This is a genomic window from Micromonospora sp. IBHARD004, assembly GCF_052814115.1.
Genome location: NZ_CP199934.1, coordinates 80893 through 102763 on the forward strand (window position 1 = coordinate 80893; position 21871 = coordinate 102763).

Below are 21871 nucleotides of genomic sequence, written 5' to 3' on the forward strand. Positions count from 1 at the left end.
GGCCTAGCCTCATGTCCAGACCGCGCAAGCGGTACCGAGCCAACCTTCCCACCGGCGTCCGGCGGTCACCCAGCACGGGTGACCGCCGCGCGTCGTGCCGGCGTCAGACGGCGAAGGTGGCGGGGCGCTCGGTGGCCGGGGGCGGCGGGGTGGCCTTCCACAGGCCGGTCTTCTGCGCCGCCAGGCGGGCCAGGTAGGCCGGGTTGAGGATGACGTACCGCCGCCAGAGCCGCTTCGGCTCCAGGCCGAGCCGCCAGAACCACTCCAGTCCGGCGCGCTGCATCCACGGCGGCGGGTTGCGCAGCAGGCCGGCGTGGTAGTCGAAGGCCGCGCCGACCGCCATCAGCGGCATGTCCAGCAGCGGCCGCATGGCGTACGCGAAGACCTCCTGCCGGGGGCAGCCGAGCCCGACCAGGACGAGCCGGGCGCCGCTGGCCCTGATCCGGTCGGCGATCTCGACATCCTCGCCGGGCTGCACCTGGCGGAACTTCGACGGCTCGACGCCGGCGATCTTCAGCGCCGGGAACTTCTCCTCCAGCGCCGGGATCAGCCGCGCCAGGGTCTCCTCGGTGGAGCCGTACAGGTAGACCGGCAGCCCCTCGTCGGCGCAGCGGGCGAGCACCCGGAGGGTGAGCTCCGGCCCGTACACCCGGTCGGTGAGGCCCGCCCCGTGCAGCAGGTTGAGCGCCCAGCGGACCGGCTGGCCGTCCGGCGTGACCACGTCGAACGAGTTGAGCCGGGCGTTGTGCGCCGGGTCGAGCACCCCGGTCATCACCCCGTGCACGGCCAGGGCGGTCAGCGCCATCCGCCGGCGCTCCCGCGCCGCGGTGACGACCGCCTCGGTGGCCGCGGCGTAGTCGGTCGCGTCGACGAGCACGCCGAGCACGTTCCGCTTGGTGCCGGTGGTCATGCCTGCGGTACCCACTTGTCCACGTTGGCCTCGTAGATCTCGCGCGCGATCATCGGCACGTCGTAGACCTGCTTCCACTCCGGGTAGTCGGCCTGGAACGCCTCGGTCGAGCCGATCCACCACTTGTGGTCGCCGATCCGGTTCGCCTCGACGTACTCGCTGATCATCTCGTGGCCGGTGATCTCCTCGGCCAGGGCGAAGACCTCGCGCATCGAGATGTTGGAGTGCCGGCCGCCGCCCAGGTTGTAGACCGCCGCGGAGCGCGGGTTGCGGAAGAACGCCTCGAACGCGGAGACCACGTCCGAGCTGTGGATGGCGTCCCGGACCTGCTTGCCCTGGTAGCCGAAGATCTTGTACGTCCGGCGCTCCATGTTCGCGCGCATCACGTACCCGAGGAAGCCGTGCAGCTCGGTGGCCGAGTGCGCCGGGCCGGTCAGCGTGCCGCCCCGGAAGCAGGCGGTCTTCATGCCGAAGTAGCGGCCGTACTCCTGGACCATCACGTCGGCCGCGACCTTGGAGGCGCCGAAGACCGAGTGCAGGCAGGCGTCGATCGACATGTCCTCGCGGATGCCCTGCTCGTACGGGTGCCCCGGCTCGATCTCCCAGCGGGTCTCCAGCTCCACCAGCGGCAGGCTGTTCGGCCGGTCGCCGTAGACCTTGTTGGTCGAGCAGTGGATCACCGGCGCCTCGATGCAGTGCTCGCGGACGTTCTGCAGCACGTTGAGGGTGCCGCCGGCGTTCACGTCGAAGTCGGTGAACGGGTCCCGGACGGCCCAGTCGTGCGACGGCTGCGCGGCGGTGTGGATCACCACGGCGATGTCCCGGCCGTAGCGGGCGAAGAGCTTCGCCAGCGCGTCCCGGTCCCGGATGTCGATGCTGTGGTGCGAGTACGCCGAGCCCAGCTCGTCGGTCAGCCGGCGGACGTTCCAGGCGGTCGACGCCTCGGCGCCGAAGAACTCCTGCCGCATGTCGTTGTCGATGCCGACCACCTCGAGACCGAGGCCGGCGAAGTGCCGGACCGCCTCGGAGCCGATCAGACCGCCCGAGCCGGTCACCAACGCGACAGTCACACGCCACTCCTGGTCAGTAGGAGGCAGGGAAACCATCGGAGCATAGCGTGACGTCCGGCACGCCCCGATACGGCGCGAGGGCCCCGCGGCCTGCGGAGCCCTCGTGATGGTGGGGAAGGGGGGAGTTGAACCCCCACGTCCTTTCGGACACACGGACCTGAACCGTGCGCGTCTGCCATTCCGCCACTTCCCCGTGGCTTGACCTGCAACACCGTATCCCATCGCGGGGCCCGCATCCTGCGGCGGGTGCCCGGACATATTACGCTGTCACCGGTCATCGCCACGAGCGATCACCGTTCGTGGCGGACGAAACTGTAGCACGATCCGAGGGGTCCGTTCGAACGGACCGCCGGCGGCCGGCCGAGCGGCATGTGAGCTGCGAGGGCGGTGTCCAGATACCATCATTGCCTCGGGACCCGAGGAGGAGCCGGTGAGCGTGCTGCAACGCTTCGAGAAGCGTCTGGAAGGCCTGGTAGAGGGAGCCTTCGCCAAGGTCTTCAAGGGGGTTGTCCACCCCGTGGAGATCCTCAACGCCATGCAGCGGGAGGCCGAGGCGCACAAGGCGATCCTGGCCGGTGGGCGCACGTTGGTGCCCAACCGCTACGTGATCGATCTCTCGCCCTACGACCACAGCAGGCTGGCGCCGTACGCCGCCGCGCTGGCCCAGGAGCTGGCCCAGTCGCAGGCGGAGTTCATCGGCGAGCAGGCCTGGACGGTCTACGGCGACGTGATCGTCGAGATCGAGCGCGGCGAGGGGCTGGACACCGGCATGTTCCGGGTCACCGCCGAGGTCTACACCGGCGGCGACGTCGCCCCGGTCTCCGCGCCCGGCGGCTACGACGCCGGCCCGCCGGCGTACCCGGCGTACGACCAGGGCGGCGGCTACGGCCCCCCGCCCGGCCACGGCGGCGGTCGCAACGTGCGGCTGGTCTCCGGCGACGGTCGCACCTACCCGCTCCAGATGGGTTCGACGGTGATCGGCCGCGGCGACCAGGCCAACCTGCGCCTGCCCGACGTCGGCATCTCCCGGCGACACGCCCGGCTGGATTTCGACGGCGGCCAGGTCGTGCTGACCGACCTCGGCTCCACCAACGGCACGATGGTCAACGGCCAGCGCGTCTCCGCCGTCGCCCTCAACCCCGGCGACATGATCCAGCTCGGCACGACCACCCTGACCTTCCGCGTGGACGGCTGACCCGCCTTGCCGGAACTCGTCATCACCGTCGCCCGGTTCGGGTTCCTCATCCTGCTGTGGATCTTCGTGTTCACGGTGGTCGGCGTCATCCGCCGGGACCTCTTCGCCGGGGCCCGGTCGGGGCGGTTGGTGGCCGCGCCGCGCGCGGTCGGCGCCTCGACCGGTCAGGCGGCGAAGCCGGCGAAGGTGAAGCGGGGCAGGGCCGCGCATCAGCTCGTGGTCACCGCCGGCCAGCTGGCCGGCACCCGGATCACCCTCGGTGAAGCCCAGATCACCATCGGGCGCGCCGAGGACTCCACCCTGGTGATCACCGATGACTACGCGTCAGCGCGGCACGCCCGGCTCGTGCCGCGCGACGGGCAGTGGTTCGTCGAGGACCTCGGCTCGACTAACGGCACCTATCTGGATCGCGCTAAGGTCACCGGACCAACCCCCGTCCCCCTCGGCGTGCCGATCCGGATCGGCCGCACTTCTCTCGAATTACGGCCATGACTCTGACCCTGCGCTATGCGGCCCACAGCGACCGCGGTCTGATCCGAGACGGTAACCAGGATTCCGTCTACGCCGGGCCGCGGCTTCTCGCCGTCGCCGACGGCATGGGCGGTATGGCCGCCGGTGACGTCGCCAGCAACATCGTCATCGGTGCCATGGCGCCCCTCGACGAGGACGTCCCAGGGGACGCCCTCGTCGACGCGTTGCGTTCGGCCGTGGGCACCGCCAACCAACAACTCCGCGACACCGTGGACGCCAACCCGCAGCTGGAGGGGATGGGCACGACGCTCACCGCGACCCTCTTCTCGGGCAGCAAGCTCGGCATGGTCCACATCGGTGACTCGCGGGCCTACCTGCTGCGCAACGGCGAGTTCGCGCAGATCACCAAGGACGACACGTACGTCCAGATGCTCGTCGACGAGGGTCGGATCAGCGCGGAGGAGGCGAGCAGTCACCCCCAGCGCTCGCTGCTCACCCGCGCGCTGGACGGCCGCGACATCGACCCGGAGTACAGCGTCCGCCAGGTCCTGCCGGGCGACCGCTACCTGATCTGCAGCGACGGGCTCTCCGGTGTGGTCAGCGCGGACACCATCGGCGACACCCTGCGGGAGTACACCGACCCGCAGCAGTGCGTCGAGCGCCTGGTGCAGCTCGCGCTGCGCGGCGGCGGCCCGGACAACATCACGGTGATCATCGCCGACGCCACCGACCAGGACATCGTCGAGGCCTCCCCGATCGTCGGCGGCGCCGCCGCCCGGGACCGCGGCATGGCCACCTCGGCCGACGTCACCACCCCGGCGGCCCGCGCCTCGGCCCTGTCGGCCCCGCGGCCGCCGGCCCCCGAGGAGCCGGCGGACAACCGGGACGACGAGTCGGAGCGCAGCGGGCACCGGCCGCTGCGCAGCGCGGCGATGCTGCTGGCGTTGCTGGTCATCCTCGGCGGCGGCCTCTTCGCCGGGTGGAGCTACACCCAGCGGCAGTACTACGTCGGCACCACCGAGCAGGGTCAGCTCGCCGTTTTCCGCGGCGTGCCGGGCCAGATCGCCGGCCTCGACCTGTCCAGCGTGCACTCCACCAGCGGAGCCAAGCTGGACGACCTCACGCTGGCCGCGCAGGAGCAGGTCAAGCAGGGCATCCAGGCCAAGAGCGAGCCGGACGCGCAGCGCCGGCTGGCCGAGCTGACCAGCGACGACCCGGCGAACCCGAACCTCAAGCCGATCTGCCCGCCGAGCCCGACGGCCGCCGCGGTCAGCCCGACGCCGGCCGTCACCGCCTCCGCGGTGGCCCCGGCCGTCAGCGCCAGCGGTCGGCCGCCGGTCACCGCCACCCCCGCGCCGACCACCACGCCCGACGCCGTCCCCTCCGACACCGTCCCGCCGGTCGACCCGGCGGGCTGCCGGTCGCCGGAGTGAGCGTCGGCTCGACACCGAGGACCCATCCGTGACCGCAGCGGCCGTACCGGCAGCCTCGCCCGCCTCGACGGGCGAGCAGCCCGGCGTACGCCTGGCCCGGTCCCGGCGCAACGCCGAGCTGTCGCTGCTCCTGCTCGCCATGGTCCTGGTGGCGGCGTACGCGGCGACGGTCGAGGCGAACGTGCTGGACACGGTCACTTCGGACTTCTGGATGCCGGCCGCCGCGCTGGGGCTGGTCTTCCTCGGCCTGCACCTGGTGATCCGCTGGCTGGCGCCGTTCGCCGACCCGGCGCTGCTGCCGGCGGTCGCCCTGCTCAACGGCATCGGCGTGGGCTTCCTGCGCCGGTACGACCTGGCCAAGGCGGCCCCGGCGGACCGGGAGACGCTGGCGATCTTCGCCGGTACGGGTGGCCGGCAGCTCGCCTGGACGCTGGGCGCGGTGATTCTCGCCGCCGGGCTGCTGGCCATCATGCGGGACCACCGCTCGCTCTCCCGGTACGCGTACACCCTGGGGCTGGCCGGCATCGTGCTGGTGATGATCCCGGCCGTGCTCCCGTCCCGGTTCTCCGAGATCAACAACGCCAAGCTGTGGATCCGGATCGGCGGCTTCTCGATCCAGCCGGGTGAGTTCGCCAAGCTCGCCCTGCTCGCCTTCTTCGCCTACTACCTGGTCCGCAAGCGCGAGGTGCTGTCGCTGGCCAGCCGGCGGGTGCTCGGCATCGACTTCCCGCGCGGGCGGGACCTCGGCCCGGTCCTCGTGGTCTGGATCATCAGCCTGCTGGTCCTGGTCTTCGAGAAGGACCTGGGCACCTCGCTGCTCTACTTCGGCATGTTCGTGGTGACGCTCTACATCGCCACCGAACGGGTGAGCTGGCTGCTCATCGGTCTGATCCTCTTCTTCGGCGGCGCCTACCTGGCGTACCTCCTGGGCAGCACGGTGGGCGGTCCGTTCCTCAACTTCTACGACCGGGCGCAGATCTGGCTGGACCCGTTCGCCGAGCCGTACGACCGGGGCTACCAGCTCGTCCAAGGCCTGCTCACCCTCGGCACCGGCGGCCTCTTCGGCGCCGGCCCGGGCGGCGGCCAGCCGACCCTGCTGCCCGAGGTGCAGACCGACTTCATCTTCGCCGGCATCGGCGAGGAGATCGGGCTCTTCGGCCTCTCCGCGCTGCTCGTGGTCTACCTGCTGGTCGTCGAGCGGGGCCTGCGGGCGGCGCTGGCGGTGCGGGACTCGTTCGGCAAGCTGCTCGCCGGCGGCCTCGCCTTCACCCTGGGCCTCCAGGTCTTCGTGATCGTCGGCGGGATCAGCAAGCTCATTCCGCTGACCGGCCAGACCACCCCGTTCCTCTCCGCCGGCGGCTCGTCGCTGATGGCGAACTGGCTGCTCATCGCGGTGCTGCTCCGGGTCTCCGACGGGGCCCGCCGGCCGATGACCGGGGGTGGCCCGGCGGCGCGGCCGTCCGGCGGTCCGCCGGAGCAGCTGCACGGGGCTCAGACGGAGGTGATCCGGCCGTGAACGCACCCCTGCGTCGCGTCGGCGTGGTCGTCATGATCCTCTTCGGCCTGCTCTTCGCGAACCTCAACTGGATCCAGGCCTACAAGGCCGACGAGTACCGCAACAGCGACTACAACGGCCGGGTCCAGGTGGCCGAGTACGAGCGCAAGCGCGGCAACATCGAGGTCGGCGGCACCGCGTTCGCGCTCAGCAAGGAGACCGGCGGCAAGCTGAAGTTCCTGCGCACCTACCCGGGCGAGGAGACGTACGCGCACGTCCTCGGCTACAAGCCGGTCAACCTGGCGGAGACCGGCATCGAGCGCACCGAGAACGACTTCCTCGCCGGCACCAGCGACCAGCTGATCGCCAACCGGGTGAAGGACATGTTCACCGGGGACGAGACCGGTGGCGGCAACGTGCTGCTCACCCTCTCCAAGCGGGCCCAGGAGACGGCGTTCAAGCAGCTCCAGGACAACCAGGTCGGGGCGAAGCGGGGCGCGGCCATCGCCATCGACCCGCGGACCGGGGCGGTGCAGGCGCTGGTCTCCATGCCCAGCTTCGACCCGAACCCGCTGGCCAGCCACGACTCCAACGAGGCGGCGGCGGCGTACAACGAGCTGGAGAAGGACCCGGACCGGCCGCTGGCCAACCGGGCGCTGTCGGAGACGCTGCCGCCTGGCTCCACCTTCAAGATCGTGGTGGCCGCGGCGGCGCTGGAGAGCGGGATCGGCCAGAGCACCGAGATCCCCGCCGGGACGAGCTACACCCCGCCGACCTCGGGCCAGCCGATCCGCAACGCCGCGCCCTCGATCTGCCCCGGGCCGCCCGGCACCACCGTGACGCTGAAGGAGGCGGTCACCGAGTCCTGCAACACCGGCTTCGCCCAGCTCGGCGTGAAGCTCGGCGCCGACAAGCTGAAGGATAAGGCCCGCCAGTTCGGCTTCGAGCAGGAGGACCTCACCGTCGGGCAGCTCGGCGAGGGCGGCCTCGGCGTGGCGGCCAGCCGGACCGGGGACATGGAGGCGCCGGGCGGCGCCACCGACCCGGCCGCCCTGGCCCAGTCCTCCATCGGGCAGCGGGACGTGCGGATGACCCCGCTGCAGGGCGCGCTGATCGCCGCCTCGGTCGCCAACGGCGGCAGCCAGATGCGGCCGTACCTGGTCAAGCAGCTGCTCGCCCCGGACCGCACCACCAGCTACTACACCGCCAAGCCGCGGGAGCTGCGGCGGCCGGTGAGCGGCCAGGTCGCCAGCGACCTGAGGGACATGATGGTCAGCGTGGTCAAGAGCGGCACCGGCCAGAAGGCGGATTTCTCCGGCTACACGGTCGGCGGCAAGACCGGCACCGCCCAGTCCGGGCCGAACACCCCCGACCACGGTTGGTTCATCGGCTTCGCCCTCGACAACAACGGCACCCCGGTCTCGGCGGTCTGCGTGGAGCTGGAGCAGGCCGGCAGCGGCGGCAGCGCCGAGGCGGCCCGGATCGCCGGCAAGATCATGCAGGCGGCCATCGCCGACTCCAGGAGCCGCTGACATGCTCAGCCCCGGCGTCCAGCTCGGCAACCGCTACCGCCTCGACGAGCGGATCGCCAGCGGTGGCATGGGCGACGTCTGGCGCGGCACCGACCAGGTGCTGGGCCGTACGGTCGCGGTGAAGAGCCTGCTCCCGGCGCTGCTCGACGACCCGGGCTTCGCCGAGCGGTTCCGCGGCGAGGCCCGCACCATGGCCACCATCAACCACCCCGGCGTGGTGGACGTCTACGACTTCGGCAGCGACCAGCACATCGCCTTCCTGGTGATGGAGTACGTCGAGGGCGACGCCCTCTCCGCCACGCTGAGCCGGGTCGGCCGGCTCACCCCGGCCCGGACGATGGCCCTGCTGGCCCAGGCCGCCGACGCGCTGCACGCCGCGCACGAGAAGGGCATCGTGCACCGCGACGTGAAGCCCGGCAACCTGCTGGTCCGCCCGAACGGCACGCTGGTGCTCACCGACTTCGGCATCGCCCGCTCCGACCTGGTCGGCCAGCTCACCGCCGCCGGCTCGGTGCTCGGCACGGCCTCCTACATCTCGCCCGAGCAGGCCACCGGCGCGGTCGCCACCCCCGCCTCCGACGTGTACGCGCTCGGCGTGGTCGCGTACCAGTGCCTCGCCGGTCGGCGTCCCTTCGAGGGGGACAACCCGCTCGAGATCGCCATGAGGCACGTCCGCGAGACGCCCCGACCGCTGCCCAACGACATCCCGCCGCAGGTCAAGGCGATCGTGGAGCGGGCCCTGGCGAAGGACCCGGCGGCCCGCTGGCCCAGCGCCGCCGCGCTGGCCGGGGTCGCCCGCCAGGCCAAGCTGGCGCTGTCGCAGCAGGCGCGGAGCGGTGGCCAGCCGGGTCCGATCTCCGGCGTACCGGCGTCGCCGGCCGGGCCGTCGGCCCGCGCCCAGGTCCCCACCGCGTCCCGGCAGCAGCCGCGTCCGTCCGCGGTCGCGCCGCGCCCGCCGGTCGCGGCCCGGCCGACGGCGGCGGCGCCGGTCGCCCCGCGTGGGGCGGCGCCGGTTCCGCCGCCCCGCCAGCACAATCCCCTGGCGTACGCCCGGCCGCCGGTCGCCCCGGCTCCGCCGCTGCCGGCGCCCCGCCGGTCCCGGGCCGGCCTGTGGTGGACCGCCATCCTGGTGGCCGCGCTGGTCCTGCTGTGCTCCGGCGTGATTTCCTACAACCTCCGGAAGGGCGCGGCGTCCGGTGACACCGGCGCGCTCGCTCCGGTGAGCGTGACCTCCGGCGCGGTGCGGGCCCACGGAGCCGACGATCCGGTCCGGACGTCGTACCGTCGTGGGGTACGGCTCCAGCCCGGTGGCGGCGAGACGACGACGAGCGAAGGACGAGAGACGCGATGACAGCGCAGGCCCGCCTGCTCGGTGGCAGGTACCAGGTCGGCGAGCTGCTCGGCTACGGCGGCATGGCGGAGGTGCACCGCGGTCGCGATCTCCGGCTCGGTCGGGATGTCGCGATCAAGATGCTCCGGACCGACCTCGCCCGGGACGCCACCTTCCAGATGCGGTTCCGCCGGGAGGCCCAGAACGCCGCCTCGCTCAACCACCCGGCGATCGTCGCCGTGTACGACACCGGCGAGGAGACCGCGCCGACCGGCGAGACGCTGCCGTTCATCGTGATGGAGTTCGTCAACGGGCGGACCCTCAAGGAGGTCCTCGGCGTCGAGGGGCGGCTCCAGCCGCGCCGGGCGCTGGAGATCTGCGCCGACATGTGCGCGGCGCTGGAGTTCAGCCACCGGCACGGCATCATCCACCGGGACATCAAGCCCGGCAACGTGATGCTCACCCAGACCGGCCAGGTCAAGGTGATGGACTTCGGTATCGCCCGCGCGCTGGCCAGCGGCGCCACCACGATGACCCAGACCAGCGCGGTCATCGGCACCGCGCAGTACCTTTCCCCCGAGCAGGCGCGCGGCGAGGCGGTCGACGCCCGCTCCGACGTGTACGCCGCCGGCTGCGTCCTCTTCGAACTGCTCTGCGGGCACCCGCCGTTCGTCGGGGACAGCCCGGTCAGCGTCGCGTACCAGCACGTCCGGGAGGCACCGCCCACCCCGAGCGACATCAACCCGGACGTCAACCCGGCGGTCGACGCGATCGTGCTCAAGGCGCTGTCGAAGAACCCGCTCAACCGCTACCAGAGCGCCGGCGAGATGCGCGCCGACCTGCTGCGGGCGGCCGCCGGCCGGCCGGTGATGGCCACCCCGGTGCTGCGCGAGGACGAGACCGCCCCGATGGCCCCGGCCGCGGCGGGCTACCAGACCCAGGTGATGAGGCCGCAGACCCGGCAGGTCCCGGCCCGGGTCGGCGACTCGGGCAAGCGCAAGAGCTCCTCCTGGGTGATCGCCACCTTCGCGGCGCTCGGCGTGCTCGCCGTGATCGCCCTGGTCGCCGCCCTCCTGCTGAACCAGGGCGGCAACGACAAGGTCGCCGTCCCGGACCTGAAGGGCCAGACGGAGGCCGCCGCCCGGGCCAAGATCCAGGAGGCCGGGCTCACCCCGCTGCTCGGTGATCCGGTTGCCGGCCACTGCACGAAGGGCACGGTGGTCAACCAGACCCCCACTTCCGGCAGCCCGCTGGAAAAGAACCGTGAGGTGACCTACCAGCTGTGCGCCGGCCCGCAGCAGGTGACCATCCCGCGCGGCCTGGTCGGCGGCACCTTCGAAAGCGTCAGGCAGCAGCTCGTGGATCTGAAGCTCAAGGTCACCAAGAAGCCCGTGGACAACGGTGCGCCCGAGGGGCAGGTCACCAGGGTGACGCCGGACTCGGGCACGAAGGTGCCGGAGAACTCCGAGGTCATCGTTGAGGTGTCCCTGGGCAATATCAACGAGGTGCCCGATGTTAACGGGTTCACCCGAGAGCTGGCCGTGAGGACCTTGAAGGCCGCCGGCTACGACGTGCGGGTCCTGGACGGCGACGAGGTGACAGAGCCGGATCAGGTCGGGAAGGTCAGCAGGCAGACCCCCGACGCCAAGTCCCCCCTGGCCAAGGGTAAGCGGGTGACGATCTACGTGGACTTCGCCGCGCCCCCGCCGACCGAGAGCCCCACGCCGACCCCCCCGACTCCCAGCGGCTCACCGACCACGCCGGGTGGCGGCGGTGGGTTCCCGGTGCCGACCACCCGGCCGCCCGGAGCGGCCACTCAGTAAGGGCCGCCCCTGATCCGCTCCTTGTCCCGCACGTTGCGGTATCTGACCGACCGGGATACCGCAACGTGGCGGAAAGTGGAGTGGATCAAGCGAATGCCCGCCGGCCGCCACGGGTGGTGGCGGGCATCGCCAGTTTGAGCGGGCCGCTCAGGCGGTGGCGAAGGCGGCCCGGCGGCGGGCATCGACCTCGGCGGCCAACTCCGGGGCCCGTTCCAGCGCCTCGGGGTAGCCGCAGACCGCCAGCCAGTTCGCCAGCATGAGGTGCCCGCCCTCGGTCAGCACCGACTCGGGGTGGAACTGGACTCCCTCGATCGGCAGCGTCCGGTGCCGCATCGCCATCACCACGCCGGACTCCGTCAGGCCGGTGACCTCCAGCTCGTCCGGCAGCGTCTCCGGCAGCACGGCCAGCGAGTGGTACCGGGTCGCGGTGAACGGGTCCGGCAGCCCGGCGAGCACCCCGACCCCCTGGTGGCGTACCTCGGAGGTCTTGCCGTGCAGCAGCTCGGGCGCCCGGGTGACGGTTGCGCCGAACGCCTCGCCGATGGCCTGGTGACCGAGGCAGACGCCGAAGAGGGGCAGCTTGCCGGCGTACTCCCGGATGACGTCCAGGCAGATGCCGGCGCGATCGGGACTGCCCGGCCCCGGGGAGAGCAGGACGCCGTCCGCGCCCACCCGACCGACCTCGGCGACGTCGATCTCGTCGTTGCGCCGGACCTCGCAGTCGACGCCGAGCTGGCCCAGGTACTGCACGAGGTTGAAGACGAACGAGTCGTAGTTGTCGATCACCAGGACGCGCATCGGCTCACCTGCTCGGGGTGGAGGGCGGGGCGTTGTTCGTTTCGGTGCTGTACGGCAGTTCCTCGTCGGTGGGCGCGCTGCTGGGCACGGTGAGGTCGCCCTCCTGACCCCCGGTGTCGCCGGAGTCCTGGGTGACCTGGACGTCGTCGAAGGGGAGCAGCGGCTCCGCCCACGGGAACACCACGAACCAGAGCAGCGCCACCGTCGCGGCGGTGAGCAGCACCGAGCCGACCAGCTTGCCGGCCAGCCCGAACGGGAGCTTGCGCCAGATCCACGCGTACATGGTCAGCCTCCCAGCTCCGCCGGGCGACCTGCGGACTTGGCCTGGGCGTGGTCAAGCCGGGCATGGATGATCAGGCGCTGGTAGTTGTCGAACTTGGGGTTGCAGGTGGTCAGGGTGAGCAGCTTCTCGGTCGGCTCGGCGTTCGGCTTCATCGGCACCGGCGCCACCACCTCGACCTGGTTCGGCTTCACGATGTGGCTCTGGTAGACCTTGTAGATGAACCACTCGGTCTTGCCCTCGACCACGATGTCGTCGCCGGCCTTCAGCTCGTCCAGCCGCCAGAAGGTGGCCCGGATGCGGTGCCCCGCCACGGCGAAGTTGCCCACCTCGCCGGGGAGCGCGCTCTTCGGGTAGTGGCCCGGGGCGTACCGGATGTCGTCCTGGCTGACCCCCTCCACCACCACCCAGTGCTTGTCGAACTTGGGGAGGTACAGGCCGGCGATCGGCTTGCCCTCCGCCAGCGGCCCGGGCTTCTCGCTGGGCGCGGTCGGCCCGACGGTCGGGTCGGGCGCCCACTCCTGCGCCAGTTGGCTGGTCAGGTCGTCCTGGTGGGCGCCGACGATGACCGACTTGCCCCAGATCTCGTAGCCGGCGAAGAGCAGCACCACCAGGCCGAAGGTGATCAGCACCTCGCCGGTGAGCCGGACACCGGTCCGCAGCCGGGACGCCAGGGAGGGGCGGGTCAGCTCGGAGTAGACGCTCTTGTAACCCTCGCCGGTCTGCTCGGGGCGGAGCTGCACGACCCGTTCGCCCCGGCGCGGGCGCGGCGGCTCGGCCGGGGTGTCGGTCTCGCCTTCGGATCCGTCGCCGGTGTCCCGGACGGGCGGTACGGCGCCCATCAGCGCGGTCGAGTCCAGCCCCGGGCGGCTGGCCGGTCGACCGGTGACGGCCGGGATCACGGCGGTGGCCGCCGGGTCCACCGGACCCGCACCGGCTCCGGGCCGCGTCGGGCCGCCGTCGGCCGGCGTGCCGGCGCGGGTGACGCCGTCGGTGGGCGTTCCACCCCGTCCGACGCCGACGCCCGGCGTTCCGCGGGCCACGCCGTCGGCCGGTGCTCCGGCCCGGGTGACGCCCTCGCCCGGCGCTCCGGCCCGCAGGACGCCGCCCGCCAGCGCTCCAGCTGCGGTTGCGTGCCCGGCCCGGGCGTCGGCGGGCGTTCCGGCACGAGATGCGCCGGGCGTCCGGCCGGCGTTCCCGGTGGCGGGTGAGCCGCCGTCCGGGGCCGCCGCGGATCGGTTCTCCGCCCGGCTGCTCACCTTGGGAATGATCGCGGTCGGCGCGTCGCCGACGGTCGCCGGACGTACGCCCGGGGTGGTCGGCTGGTCCGCGGTTGGATGGGCGGTGGGCTCGTCGGCGGTCCGGGCAGCCGCGGCGCGGGCCGGTGGCGCCTCGGCGGGGCCGGGGCCGGCCGGTCGGCGGTCCGGCTGCTCGACGAACGGGGTCGCGGCGCTGGGCATAACCGGCTCGCCCGGACGGCGTGGGGCCTGCTCGGCGGGCCCGCGCTCCGCCGGGTGGCCCGGGGCCAGATCCGCCCGGCGGGCCGGAACCTGGTCGGCGGGGTGGCGGGCGACCTGGTCGGCCGGCGGGGCGGTAGGAATCCGGGACGCGGGCTCGTCGGCGGGACGATGCCCGGTCTGTTCGGCGGCGACCTGCCAGGCAGGGGGAGCCGACCGGCGTGGCTCATGGGCAGGGGCGGCCGGCGCCGACGGTCGTGCCTGGGCATTTCCGGGCCAGGGGGGTGGCGGGGACCGGTACGGGTCGGCCGGGGCGGCGGGGCCGCCGGTCGGGCCCGGGGTGTCCGGCCGGTGCGCCGGCGCGGGGGCGGGCGCTGGTGGACGGGTCGCCGGGGAGTGGGGCCCGGTCGGCTCCGGCCAGGGCAGGTCGAGCGCGGGTCGGGGCGGGGTCGGGCGGTCAATCCTGGGGAGGAACGCGGTCGGGTCCTCGCTCTGGTCGCGGTGGCGCCCGTCCTGCCCCGCGGGGCGGCCGTCCTCGGTCACCGGGGCACCGTCGCGGACTGGAGTGCCGTCGAGTCCTCGAACGCCGGCACGGTCACCGTGGACACCTTCTCGGAGTAGCCGAGCTGGTAGTGGTTTGCCGCTTCCCTGAACCACCGGACTCCCTCGGACGCGGCGAGCGCCTGCTGGAGGGCAGCGGGATCGCCGATCGCAACGATCTTGAAAGGAGGGGAGTACACCCGGCCGTGCAGCAGCAGGGTGTTACCGACGCAGCGTACCGCGCTGGTGCTGAGCACGCGGACATTCATGATTGACATGGCCTCGGCCCCGCCCGCCCAGAGCGCGTTCACGACCGCCTGGACGTCGCCCTGGTGGACGACCAGGTCGTCGTTGCTGGCACCTTTGGGCAGCGCCTGGTCGTTACGCCGAGGCGCGTCGTTCAGCTCGACGGTGACCCCGGTGCCGGTGAGCGCGGTGAACCCGGCGGCCTGCCGGCTGGCGGCGGCCCGGTCCCGCTGGTCCTTGATCGGGCCGTCGGTGTCGGCGAGGGCGGCGGTCTGGCTCTCGACCTCGGCGCGCAGCCGCGCGGCGCGCTGCTCGCTCGCCTCGACCTGCTCGCGCCGGTCCTCGATCAGCTGGGTGAGCTGGGGTCGCCGGTCCTCCCGCAGCGCGGTGCCGCCGGCGGTGGTCGCGGTGGTGGTGAAGAGCAGTCCCGCTGCGGCGGCGATCAGCGGCACCCCGATCGACCAACCCGGTCGTCGCTGCCGTGGCCGCCGCGGCAGCAGTCCGGCAACGGCCCGCCGGAGGACCTTCTGCCAGGAGGCGGCGCCGGACGTGTACTCCACCGGGCGTTTCCTTCCCCGTCGTCTCGGGCCGGTCCGCGAGGGGCGGACCGCGCTGCTCGACCCGAAAAGTCCCACCCTTTTCGGTCACTCCGTGCACCGGCCTGACCCCATTCGTGGCCGGGACGGTCCGTCGGGACTACGCTAGCTGTCGAACATTATTGGCCATGGACCGTCGCCCCCGCGCCCGGTTGTCAGGCCGGACGAGGTCGTCACCCCCTCTGGAGAGCGTCGTGCCCAAGTCTCAGGTCCGCAAGAAGAAGGTGTACACCCCGCCGACGGACGTGCGTCCGACGGCGACGGCGGCGACGCGCAAGCCTAGCCCGGTCTGGCTGCCGATCACCGCCGTCGCGCTGATCGTCGCCGGGATCGGCTGGCTGGTCGTGTACTACCTCTCCGAGCAGGCGTACCCGGTCATGTCGTGGGGTTACTGGAACCTCGCGGTGGGCTTCGGCGCGATGGTCGCCTCGCTGATCCTGCTTTCCCGCTGGCGCTGACCGGCGCGACGTCCGGCCCGGTTCCCCGTCCGGGGGCCGGGCCGTCGGCGTGTGGTGCGCCGGGTCGGCCGCCGCCGGCCGGCCCCGCCGCCGCGTCGGCGCTGGATGTACGTCACGCCACGACGCCCCTGCCCGGCGCGCGCGGCCCGGTCCACCTAAGGTGTCCGCAGGGCGGCGTGGCCGGATGCGAGATGACTCACGTTACTGCTGGGTAACCTTGCGCGTAGGCTGCACTGCATGACCGAGCGGAGCGAGGTCATCGACCGGTCGGGTCGGGGCAGCGGGAGCGGCGCAACGCCACCCGCGCCGTGAGCCGTACCCGGTCGCCGAGCCGCTCGACAGGCAGCAGACCGGGAGGCCAACTCGATGGGCAGCGTCCAGATCGTCACCACGATCCTCGCGGCCGCCATCACCGCCGTGGCGGTGGGGCTTGCGGTACGCGCGGTCATGAAGATGGTGGCAGTCATCCGGCTGGGTCAACCGGCGCCGGAGCGGTTCACCGACAAGGGCGCCCGCGCGAAGACCATGCTGGTGGAGACCGCCGGTCACACCCGCATGCTGAAGTGGAGCGTGGTGGGCGCCGCGCACTGGTTCGTGATGGTCGGGTTCATCGTGCTGTCGCTGCTGGTGCTCGAGGCGTACTTCGAGGTGGTCAGCACCACCGGCGGGCTGCCGATCATCGGGCACTGGACGGTCTTCGGCCTGGCCACCGAGCTCATCGGCATCCTCGGCCTGGTCGGCATCCTGGTGCTGATGGCGATCCGGCTGCGAAACCGGCCCAACCGGCCCGGCAACCGGTCCCGGTTCACCGGCTCGACCATGTGGCAGGGCTACTTCGTCGAGTGGGTCGTGCTGCTGGTCCTGATCTTCGGCTTCGTGATCCGGGGCTTCAAGGTGGCCACCGACCACTTCGAGTACCCGGTCTGGGCCACCCCGCTCAGCCACGCGGTCGGCGCCGCGCTGCCGGCCTGGACGGCCGGTGTCAGCGTCGCCGCGCTGATCAAGATCGTCATCTCGATGACCTGGCTCATCGTGATCTCGCTGAACGTCACCATGGGTGTCGCCTGGCACCGCTTCCTGGCGTTCCCCAACATCTTCTTCAAGCGCGAGCCGGCCAAGCCCGCCGGGTCCGGCCTCGGCGCGCTGCGGCCGATGATGAGCGACGGCAAGCCGCTCGACTTCGAGGAGGCCGACCCGGAGAAGGACCAGTTCGGCGTCGCCCAGGTCGAGCAGTTCTCCTGGAAGGGCCTGCTGGACTTCAGCACCTGCACCGAGTGCGGTCGCTGCCAGTCGCAGTGCCCGGCCTGGAACACCGGCAAGCCGCTGTCGCCGAAGCTGCTCGTGCTGAGCCTGCGCGACCACGCGTACGCCAAGGCGCCGTACCTGCTGGCCGGCGGCGGCAAGGACCTGACCGGCGAGGAGAAGGCCACCGCCGCGCAGCTCGCCCACATGGACGTGCTGGCCCTCGCCGAGGCCGAGAAGCCGCTGATCGGCACCGCCGAGGAGGGCGGCGTCATCGACCCGGACGTGCTCTGGTCCTGCACCACCTGCGGCGCCTGCGTCGAGCAGTGCCCGGTCGACATCGAGCACGTCGACCACATCGTCGACATGCGCCGCTACCAGGTGCTGATCGAGTCGAGCTTCCCGTCCGAGGCCGGCGTCATGCTGCGCAACCTGGAGAACAAGGGCAACCCGTGGGGCGCCCCGCAGAACACCCGCGAGGACTGGACCAAGGGCCTCGACTTCGAGGTGCCGCGGGTCGGCGAGGTCGAGGACTTCGAGTACCTGTTCTGGGTCGGCTGCGCCGGCGCGTTCGAGGACCGGGCCAAGAAGACCACCCGGGCGGTCGCCACGCTGCTCAACGAGGCCGGCGTGAAGTTCGCGATCCTCGGCGAGGGCGAAACCTGCTCCGGCGACCCGGCCCGCCGGATCGGCAACGAGTTCGTCTTCCAGATGCTCGCCCAGCAGAACGTCGAGACCCTCAACGAGGCGTTCGAGGGTCGGGAGAAGGCCAAGCGCAAGATCGTGGCCACCTGCCCGCACTGCTTCAACACCCTGGGCAACGAGTACGGCCAGCTCGGCGGCGAGTTCGAGGTGGTCCACCACACCCAGCTCCTGGCTCACCTGGTCAGCACGGGCAAGCTCACCCCGGTGCAGCCGGTCGACGGCGGCGTGACCTACCACGACCCCTGCTACCTGGGCCGGCACAACCGCGTCTTCGCCGCGCCGCGTGAGGTGCTCGGCGACGCGATCCAGGGCGAGCTCACCGAGATGCCGCGCAACAGCGAGCGCTCCTTCTGCTGCGGCGCCGGCGGCGCCCGGATGTGGATGGAGGAGAAGATCGGCAAGCGGATCAACGTGGACCGGGTCGAGGAGGCCATGGCCACCGGGGCGAAGACGGTCGCCGTCGGCTGCCCGTTCTGCTCGACGATGCTCAACGACGGGGTCAACGGCAAGGGCGCCGGCGAGCAGGTCGAGGTCATCGACGTGGCCAGCGTGCTGCTCCGCTCGGTCAAGCCGGAGACCGCGCCGGGCGAGAAGGAGACCACGCCGGTCGCCGGCTGAGGTCGTACCCCCGCGACAGCTCACGCACGACGGCGGTGGCACCCACGAGGTGCCGCCGCCGTCGTCGTGTCAGGAGGCGCCCGCCACACGGCCCGGGCGCGAACTCGTGCCCCGGGCCGACCCGTGCCACAATCTCGCTCATCGACGGTTTGTTGCTCGGCACGCTGTTGCCCCTGGTCGGCTTCGTGCTGCTGACCGCCGGCAACGCGTTCTTCGTCGCGGCCGAATTCGCCCTGGTCACCGTCGACCGCGCCGAGATCGACCGGCGGGCCGCCGCCGGCGACGCCCGGGCCGTCACCGTACGCACGGCGCTGCGGGAGCTCTCCTTCCAGCTCTCCGGCGCGCAGCTCGGCATCACCATCACCGCGCTGCTCACCGGCTACCTGGCCGAACCGGCCCTGGCCCGGCTCTTCACCCCGCTGCTGCGACCCGTCGGCGGCGCCGACCGGTTCAGCCCGCTGCTCGCCCTGGCCCTCGCGACGCTGATCTCGATGCTCTTCGGCGAGCTGGTGCCGAAGAACCTGGCGCTGGCCCGGCCGATGCCGGCCGCGCTGGCCACCGCCGCGCCGATGCGCGGGTTCGCCCGGGCGTTCCGCTGGCTGATCCGGGGGCTGAACAACTCCGCGAACAGGCTGGTCCGCCAGCTCGGCGTGGAGCCGCAGGAGGAGCTGGCCAGCGCCCGGTCACCCGAGGAGCTGGGGCTGCTCGCGGCGATCTCCGCCCGGGCCGGCGCGCTGCCGTCGGACACCGCGATGCTGCTGCGCCGGACCATCCGCTTCGGCGACAAGCGGGCCGCCGAGGCGATGACCCCCCGGGTCGACGTGATCGCGTTGCGGGCCACCGCCACGGTGGCCGAGCTGCTGAGCCTCTCCCAGCAGACCGGGCGGACCAGGTTCCCGGTCTTCGAGGAGACCCTGGACCTGGTCACCGGGGTGGCCGGGGTGCCGGACGCGCTCGGCGTGCCGCTGGACCGCCGGGCATCCACCACCGTCGCCGCGGTCGCTCGGGAACCGGTGTACGTCCCGGAGAGCCTGGACCTGGACGGCGTCCTCGCCGCGCTGAAGGCGGCCGGCGCCGACCTCGCCATCGTGGTCGACGAGTACGGCGGCACGGACGGCGTGGTGACCATCGAGGACCTGGTCGAGGAGCTGGTCGGGGAGATCGCCGACGAGTTCGACCCGGATGCGGTCCACCACCTCGGGCCGGCCGAGCTGACCGTGCCGGGCGGCGAGCGGACCGTCCTGGTGGACGGTGTGCTGCGCGAGGACGAGCTGGCCGAGCAGACCGGCTTCCGGCTGCCCGAGGGCCCGTACGAGACCCTGGCGGGCTTCCTGATGGCCCGGCTCGGCCACATCCCGGTGCCCGGCGAGACGGTCGGGGAGGGCGGGTACGAGTTCACCGTGGTCGAGGTCGAGCGGCACCGGATCGAGCAGGTCCGGGTGCTCCGCCCGGAGGAGCCCGACGACGATGACTGAGCTGCTGCTCGCCATCCTGCTGCTGCTCGGCAACGCCTTCTTCGTGGGCAGCGAGTTCGCGCTGATCGCCTCCCGCCGTACGGTGCTCGAACCGCTCGCCGCCAGCTCCAAGCGGGCCCGGTGGGCGCTGTCGGCGATGAACCAGATCCCGCTGATGATCGCCGGGGCGCAGCTCGGCATCACCATCTGCTCGCTGGGGCTGGGCGCGATCGCCGAGCCGGCGCTGGCCCACCTGCTGGAGACGCCGTTCGAGGCGCTCGGGCTGCCCGTCGGCGTGGTGCACCCGCTGGCGTTCGTGATCGCCCTCGGGGTCGTGGTCTTCCTGCACACCGTGGTCGGCGAGATGGTGCCGAAGAACATCACCCTGGCCGGGCCGGAGCCGTCGGCGCTCTGGCTGGGGCCGGCGATGCTGGCTTTCTGCGTGGCCACCAAGCCGCTGCTGCTGGCGATGAAGTGGTCGGCCCGGCAGGTGCTGCGGCTGTGGCGGGTCGAGGCGACGGACGCGGTGAAGACGGTGTTCACGGCGGAGGAGTTGGCCGGGCTGGTCTCCCAGGCGCGTACCGAGGGGCTGCTCGACGCGGAGGAGCACGCCCGGATCACCGGCGCGCTCGCCCTGCACAGCCGGACGGCGGCGGACGCGTTGCAGCCGTGGTCGACGGTGACCACGGTGGCCGAGGACGTCTCACCCGCCTCGCTGGAGGTGCTGGCCACCGGCACCGGCCGGTCCCGCTTCCCGGTGGTCCAGCGCTCCACCCGCCGGGTGCTCGGCTTCGTGCACGTCAAGGACGTGCTCGGGTACGCCGGCGCGCGCCGGCGCGAGCCGGTGCCGGCGGAGGTCTACCGGCCGCTGGCGGTGGTGCCGCCGGACCGTACGCTGGCCGACCTGCTGCTGTCGATGCGGCGCGAGCGGCGGCACATGGTCCTGGTGAGCGACGGCCGCCGGCCGCTCGGTGTGGTGACCCTCGATGACGTATTGACGGCGATCGTTGGCAAGTGAATGAATACCCTTGGTGTGCAAGCGGTTGCTCAGACGTAATTGAACAAATGGCCGCCTTGATATCACCCCGTGCCTTCCCTAATGTGGGGCACCGACCGCTGTGGGTCGTCTGCCTCGATCTTCCCCCTCGCGAGGCGCCCGGCGGTCGGTTGCAAAAGGAGTCGGTGCCGGTGGCAACCATGCCCCCTCATCGTCACGCCCGGAGTCAGCCGCCCGTCCGACCGGTCGGTGCACGCCGGGTCGTACACCGTCTGCTCACCCTGGTCGCGGCCGTCGCCGTCGGCGCCGGACTCGTCGCCGCGCCGGCGCACGCCGCGCCGTCAGTGGACGAGATCGAGGCGCAGATCGACAAGCAGTGGGAGCAGCTGGAGCCCACCATCGAGGGCTACAACAAGATCCGCGCCCAGCTGAAGGTCAACAAGAAGAAGTCGGCGGACCTGCAGAAGAAGATGGCCCCGCTGGAGCTGGAGTCCGCGCTCGCCATGAACCGGGTCGGCGACCTGGCCTCCCGCTACTACATGCGGGGCCCGTCCCAGGAGGTCGGCGCCCTGCTGGTCGACGCCAAGCCCGGGACGCTCGCCGAGCAGCTCACCATCCTCGACCGGCTGGCCGCCCAGCAGCGCAAGCAGGTCGCCGGGATCCTCGCCGTCCGCGACAAGTACAACCGCGAGAAGCAGAAGCTCGACGCGCTGATCGCCACCCAGGTCAAGCAGGAAGCCGAGCTGAGGGCGAAGAAGAAGCAGATCGACGCCGAGATCAAGCGCCTCACCGCCTCGCTGCCGAAGACCACCGTGAAGGTGGCGGGCTGCCCGACCATCAACGGCGTGGTCAGCAGCGCCGCGCAGACCGCCATCCGGGTCGCCTGCCAGCAGGTCGGTGATCCGTACGTCTGGGGCGCCACCGGCCCGAACTCGTTCGACTGCTCCGGCCTCACCCAGTACGCCTACAAGGCGGCGGGCATCTACCTGACCCACTTCACCGGCGCCCAGTGGAACGAGGGCCGAGCGGTCTCCCGCTCCGACGCCCGCCCCGGTGACCTGGTCTTCTTCTACAGCGACCTGCACCACGTCGGCCTCTACCTCGGCAACGGCCTGATGGTGCACGCGCCCCGGACCGGCAAGCCGGTCCAGGTGACGCAGGTCAACTACATGCCGGTGGCCGGCTACCGCCGGGTCACCTGATCCGATCCGACGACGAAGG

The 21871-nt window shown here is 72.1% G+C and carries 18 protein-coding genes and 1 tRNA gene; 12 read left to right on the plus strand and 7 right to left on the minus strand.

Annotated features, from left to right (window positions below; translation table 11 throughout):
• Nucleotides 1-103 precede the first annotated feature (103 nt).
• The 3 genes from ACTWO6_RS00395 to ACTWO6_RS00405 all read right to left on the minus strand — a co-directional run bounded on the left by ACTWO6_RS00395 (nucleotide 104) and on the right by ACTWO6_RS00405 (nucleotide 2173).
• A complete protein-coding gene (locus ACTWO6_RS00395) occupies nucleotides 104-910 on the minus strand; it encodes a WecB/TagA/CpsF family glycosyltransferase (protein WP_446220862.1) in 807 nt (268 codons plus the stop codon).
• On the minus strand, nucleotides 907-1980 hold the full coding sequence (locus tag ACTWO6_RS00400) for an NAD-dependent epimerase/dehydratase family protein (protein WP_446217649.1): 1074 nt from the start codon (nucleotides 1978-1980) through the stop codon (nucleotides 907-909). Before ACTWO6_RS00400 ends, ACTWO6_RS00395 begins: the two co-directional genes overlap by 4 nt.
• A gap of 107 nt (nucleotides 1981-2087) precedes the next feature.
• Nucleotides 2088-2173 (minus strand) — tRNA-Leu (locus ACTWO6_RS00405).
• 210 nt (nucleotides 2174-2383) lie between these two features.
• On the opposite strand from ACTWO6_RS00405, the gene ACTWO6_RS00410 reads away from it, so the two are divergent.
• Genes ACTWO6_RS00410 through pknB form a run of 7 tightly spaced genes read left to right on the plus strand, consistent with a single transcriptional unit; the run spans nucleotide 2384 to nucleotide 11259 of the window.
• Nucleotides 2384-3175 carry an FhaA domain-containing protein gene (locus ACTWO6_RS00410; protein ID WP_446220863.1) on the plus strand — a complete coding sequence of 264 codons (792 nt, stop codon included), beginning with the start codon at nucleotides 2384-2386 and terminating at the stop codon, nucleotides 3173-3175.
• Between the two features lie 6 nt (nucleotides 3176-3181).
• A complete protein-coding gene (locus tag ACTWO6_RS00415; RefSeq protein ID WP_074315675.1) occupies nucleotides 3182-3667 on the plus strand; it encodes an FHA domain-containing protein FhaB/FipA in 486 nt (161 codons plus the stop codon).
• Nucleotides 3664-5079 carry a PP2C family protein-serine/threonine phosphatase gene (locus ACTWO6_RS00420; protein ID WP_446217650.1) on the plus strand — a complete coding sequence of 472 codons (1416 nt, stop codon included), beginning with the start codon at nucleotides 3664-3666 and terminating at the stop codon, nucleotides 5077-5079. The genes ACTWO6_RS00415 and ACTWO6_RS00420 overlap by 4 nt, the downstream gene beginning before the upstream one ends.
• Nucleotides 5080-5107: 28 nt before the next feature.
• Complete coding sequence (locus ACTWO6_RS00425; RefSeq protein ID WP_446217651.1) at nucleotides 5108-6595, plus strand: FtsW/RodA/SpoVE family cell cycle protein; 1488 nt, start codon at nucleotides 5108-5110, stop codon at nucleotides 6593-6595.
• On the plus strand, nucleotides 6592-8106 hold the full coding sequence (locus ACTWO6_RS00430; RefSeq protein ID WP_446217652.1) for a peptidoglycan D,D-transpeptidase FtsI family protein: 1515 nt from the start codon (nucleotides 6592-6594) through the stop codon (nucleotides 8104-8106). Before ACTWO6_RS00425 ends, ACTWO6_RS00430 begins: the two co-directional genes overlap by 4 nt.
• Before the next feature lies 1 nt (nucleotide 8107).
• On the plus strand, nucleotides 8108-9457 hold the full coding sequence (locus ACTWO6_RS00435; protein ID WP_446217653.1) for a protein kinase domain-containing protein: 1350 nt from the start codon (nucleotides 8108-8110) through the stop codon (nucleotides 9455-9457).
• Complete coding sequence (gene pknB, locus ACTWO6_RS00440) at nucleotides 9454-11259, plus strand: Stk1 family PASTA domain-containing Ser/Thr kinase (protein ID WP_446217654.1); 1806 nt, start codon at nucleotides 9454-9456, stop codon at nucleotides 11257-11259. The genes ACTWO6_RS00435 and pknB overlap by 4 nt, the downstream gene beginning before the upstream one ends.
• Nucleotides 11260-11406: 147 nt before the next feature.
• On the opposite strand, the gene ACTWO6_RS00445 is transcribed toward pknB, so the two are convergent.
• The 4 genes from ACTWO6_RS00445 to ACTWO6_RS00460 are packed head-to-tail and all read right to left on the minus strand — an operon-like array spanning nucleotide 11407 to nucleotide 15140.
• The gene (locus ACTWO6_RS00445; RefSeq protein WP_446217655.1) at nucleotides 11407-12057 is read right to left on the minus strand and encodes an aminodeoxychorismate/anthranilate synthase component II; all 651 of its coding nucleotides are present in this window, start codon (nucleotides 12055-12057) and stop codon (nucleotides 11407-11409) included.
• Nucleotides 12058-12061: 4 nt separating this feature from the next.
• Nucleotides 12062-12340, minus strand: a complete 279-nt coding sequence (locus tag ACTWO6_RS00450) for a hypothetical protein (RefSeq protein WP_446217656.1) — start codon at nucleotides 12338-12340, stop codon at nucleotides 12062-12064.
• Nucleotides 12341-12342: 2 nt separating this feature from the next.
• Nucleotides 12343-14337 (minus strand): class E sortase, encoded by a 1995-nt coding sequence (locus tag ACTWO6_RS00455; protein WP_446217657.1) that lies wholly within the window; start codon nucleotides 14335-14337, stop codon nucleotides 12343-12345.
• The gene (locus ACTWO6_RS00460) at nucleotides 14334-15140 is read right to left on the minus strand and encodes a DUF881 domain-containing protein (RefSeq protein ID WP_446217658.1); all 807 of its coding nucleotides are present in this window, start codon (nucleotides 15138-15140) and stop codon (nucleotides 14334-14336) included. The genes ACTWO6_RS00455 and ACTWO6_RS00460 overlap by 4 nt, the downstream gene beginning before the upstream one ends.
• Before the next feature lie 230 nt (nucleotides 15141-15370).
• On the opposite strand from ACTWO6_RS00460, the gene ACTWO6_RS00465 reads away from it, so the two are divergent.
• The 5 genes from ACTWO6_RS00465 to ACTWO6_RS00485 all read left to right on the plus strand — a co-directional run bounded on the left by ACTWO6_RS00465 (nucleotide 15371) and on the right by ACTWO6_RS00485 (nucleotide 21852).
• Nucleotides 15371-15634: a cell division protein CrgA gene (locus tag ACTWO6_RS00465; RefSeq protein ID WP_091126805.1), complete on the plus strand. Its 264-nt coding sequence runs from the start codon at nucleotides 15371-15373 to the stop codon at nucleotides 15632-15634.
• Between the two features lie 366 nt (nucleotides 15635-16000).
• On the plus strand, nucleotides 16001-18199 hold the full coding sequence (locus ACTWO6_RS00470) for a heterodisulfide reductase-related iron-sulfur binding cluster (RefSeq protein WP_446217659.1): 2199 nt from the start codon (nucleotides 16001-16003) through the stop codon (nucleotides 18197-18199).
• Nucleotides 18200-18366: 167 nt separating this feature from the next.
• Complete coding sequence (locus tag ACTWO6_RS00475; protein ID WP_446220864.1) at nucleotides 18367-19674, plus strand: hemolysin family protein; 1308 nt, start codon at nucleotides 18367-18369, stop codon at nucleotides 19672-19674.
• Nucleotides 19667-20671, plus strand: coding sequence for a hemolysin family protein (locus ACTWO6_RS00480; protein WP_446217660.1), 1005 nt, complete (start codon nucleotides 19667-19669; stop codon nucleotides 20669-20671). The genes ACTWO6_RS00475 and ACTWO6_RS00480 overlap by 8 nt, the downstream gene beginning before the upstream one ends.
• 179 nt (nucleotides 20672-20850) lie before the next feature.
• Nucleotides 20851-21852: an NlpC/P60 family protein gene (locus ACTWO6_RS00485; RefSeq protein WP_446217661.1), complete on the plus strand. Its 1002-nt coding sequence runs from the start codon at nucleotides 20851-20853 to the stop codon at nucleotides 21850-21852.
• The last annotated feature ends 19 nt before the right edge of the window (nucleotides 21853-21871 follow it).

What these genes read in the sequence shown, in the direction of transcription:
- ACTWO6_RS00450 (WP_446217656.1), bottom strand. Translation starts at nt 12,340, where the DNA reads ATGTACGCGTGGATCTGGCGCAAGCTCCCGTTCGGGCTGGCCGGCAAG.
- ACTWO6_RS00420 (WP_446217650.1), top strand. Translation starts at nt 3,664, where the DNA reads ATGACTCTGACCCTGCGCTATGCGGCCCACAGCGACCGCGGTCTGATC.
- ACTWO6_RS00480 (WP_446217660.1), top strand. Translation starts at nt 19,667, where the DNA reads ATGACTGAGCTGCTGCTCGCCATCCTGCTGCTGCTCGGCAACGCCTTC.
- ACTWO6_RS00485 (WP_446217661.1), top strand. Translation starts at nt 20,851, where the DNA reads ATGCCCCCTCATCGTCACGCCCGGAGTCAGCCGCCCGTCCGACCGGTC.
- ACTWO6_RS00445 (WP_446217655.1), bottom strand. Translation starts at nt 12,057, where the DNA reads ATGCGCGTCCTGGTGATCGACAACTACGACTCGTTCGTCTTCAACCTC.
- pknB (WP_446217654.1), top strand. Translation starts at nt 9,454, where the DNA reads ATGACAGCGCAGGCCCGCCTGCTCGGTGGCAGGTACCAGGTCGGCGAG.
- ACTWO6_RS00435 (WP_446217653.1), top strand. Translation starts at nt 8,108, where the DNA reads ATGCTCAGCCCCGGCGTCCAGCTCGGCAACCGCTACCGCCTCGACGAG.
- ACTWO6_RS00395 (WP_446220862.1), bottom strand. Translation starts at nt 910, where the DNA reads ATGACCACCGGCACCAAGCGGAACGTGCTCGGCGTGCTCGTCGACGCG.
- ACTWO6_RS00470 (WP_446217659.1), top strand. Translation starts at nt 16,001, where the DNA reads ATGGGCAGCGTCCAGATCGTCACCACGATCCTCGCGGCCGCCATCACC.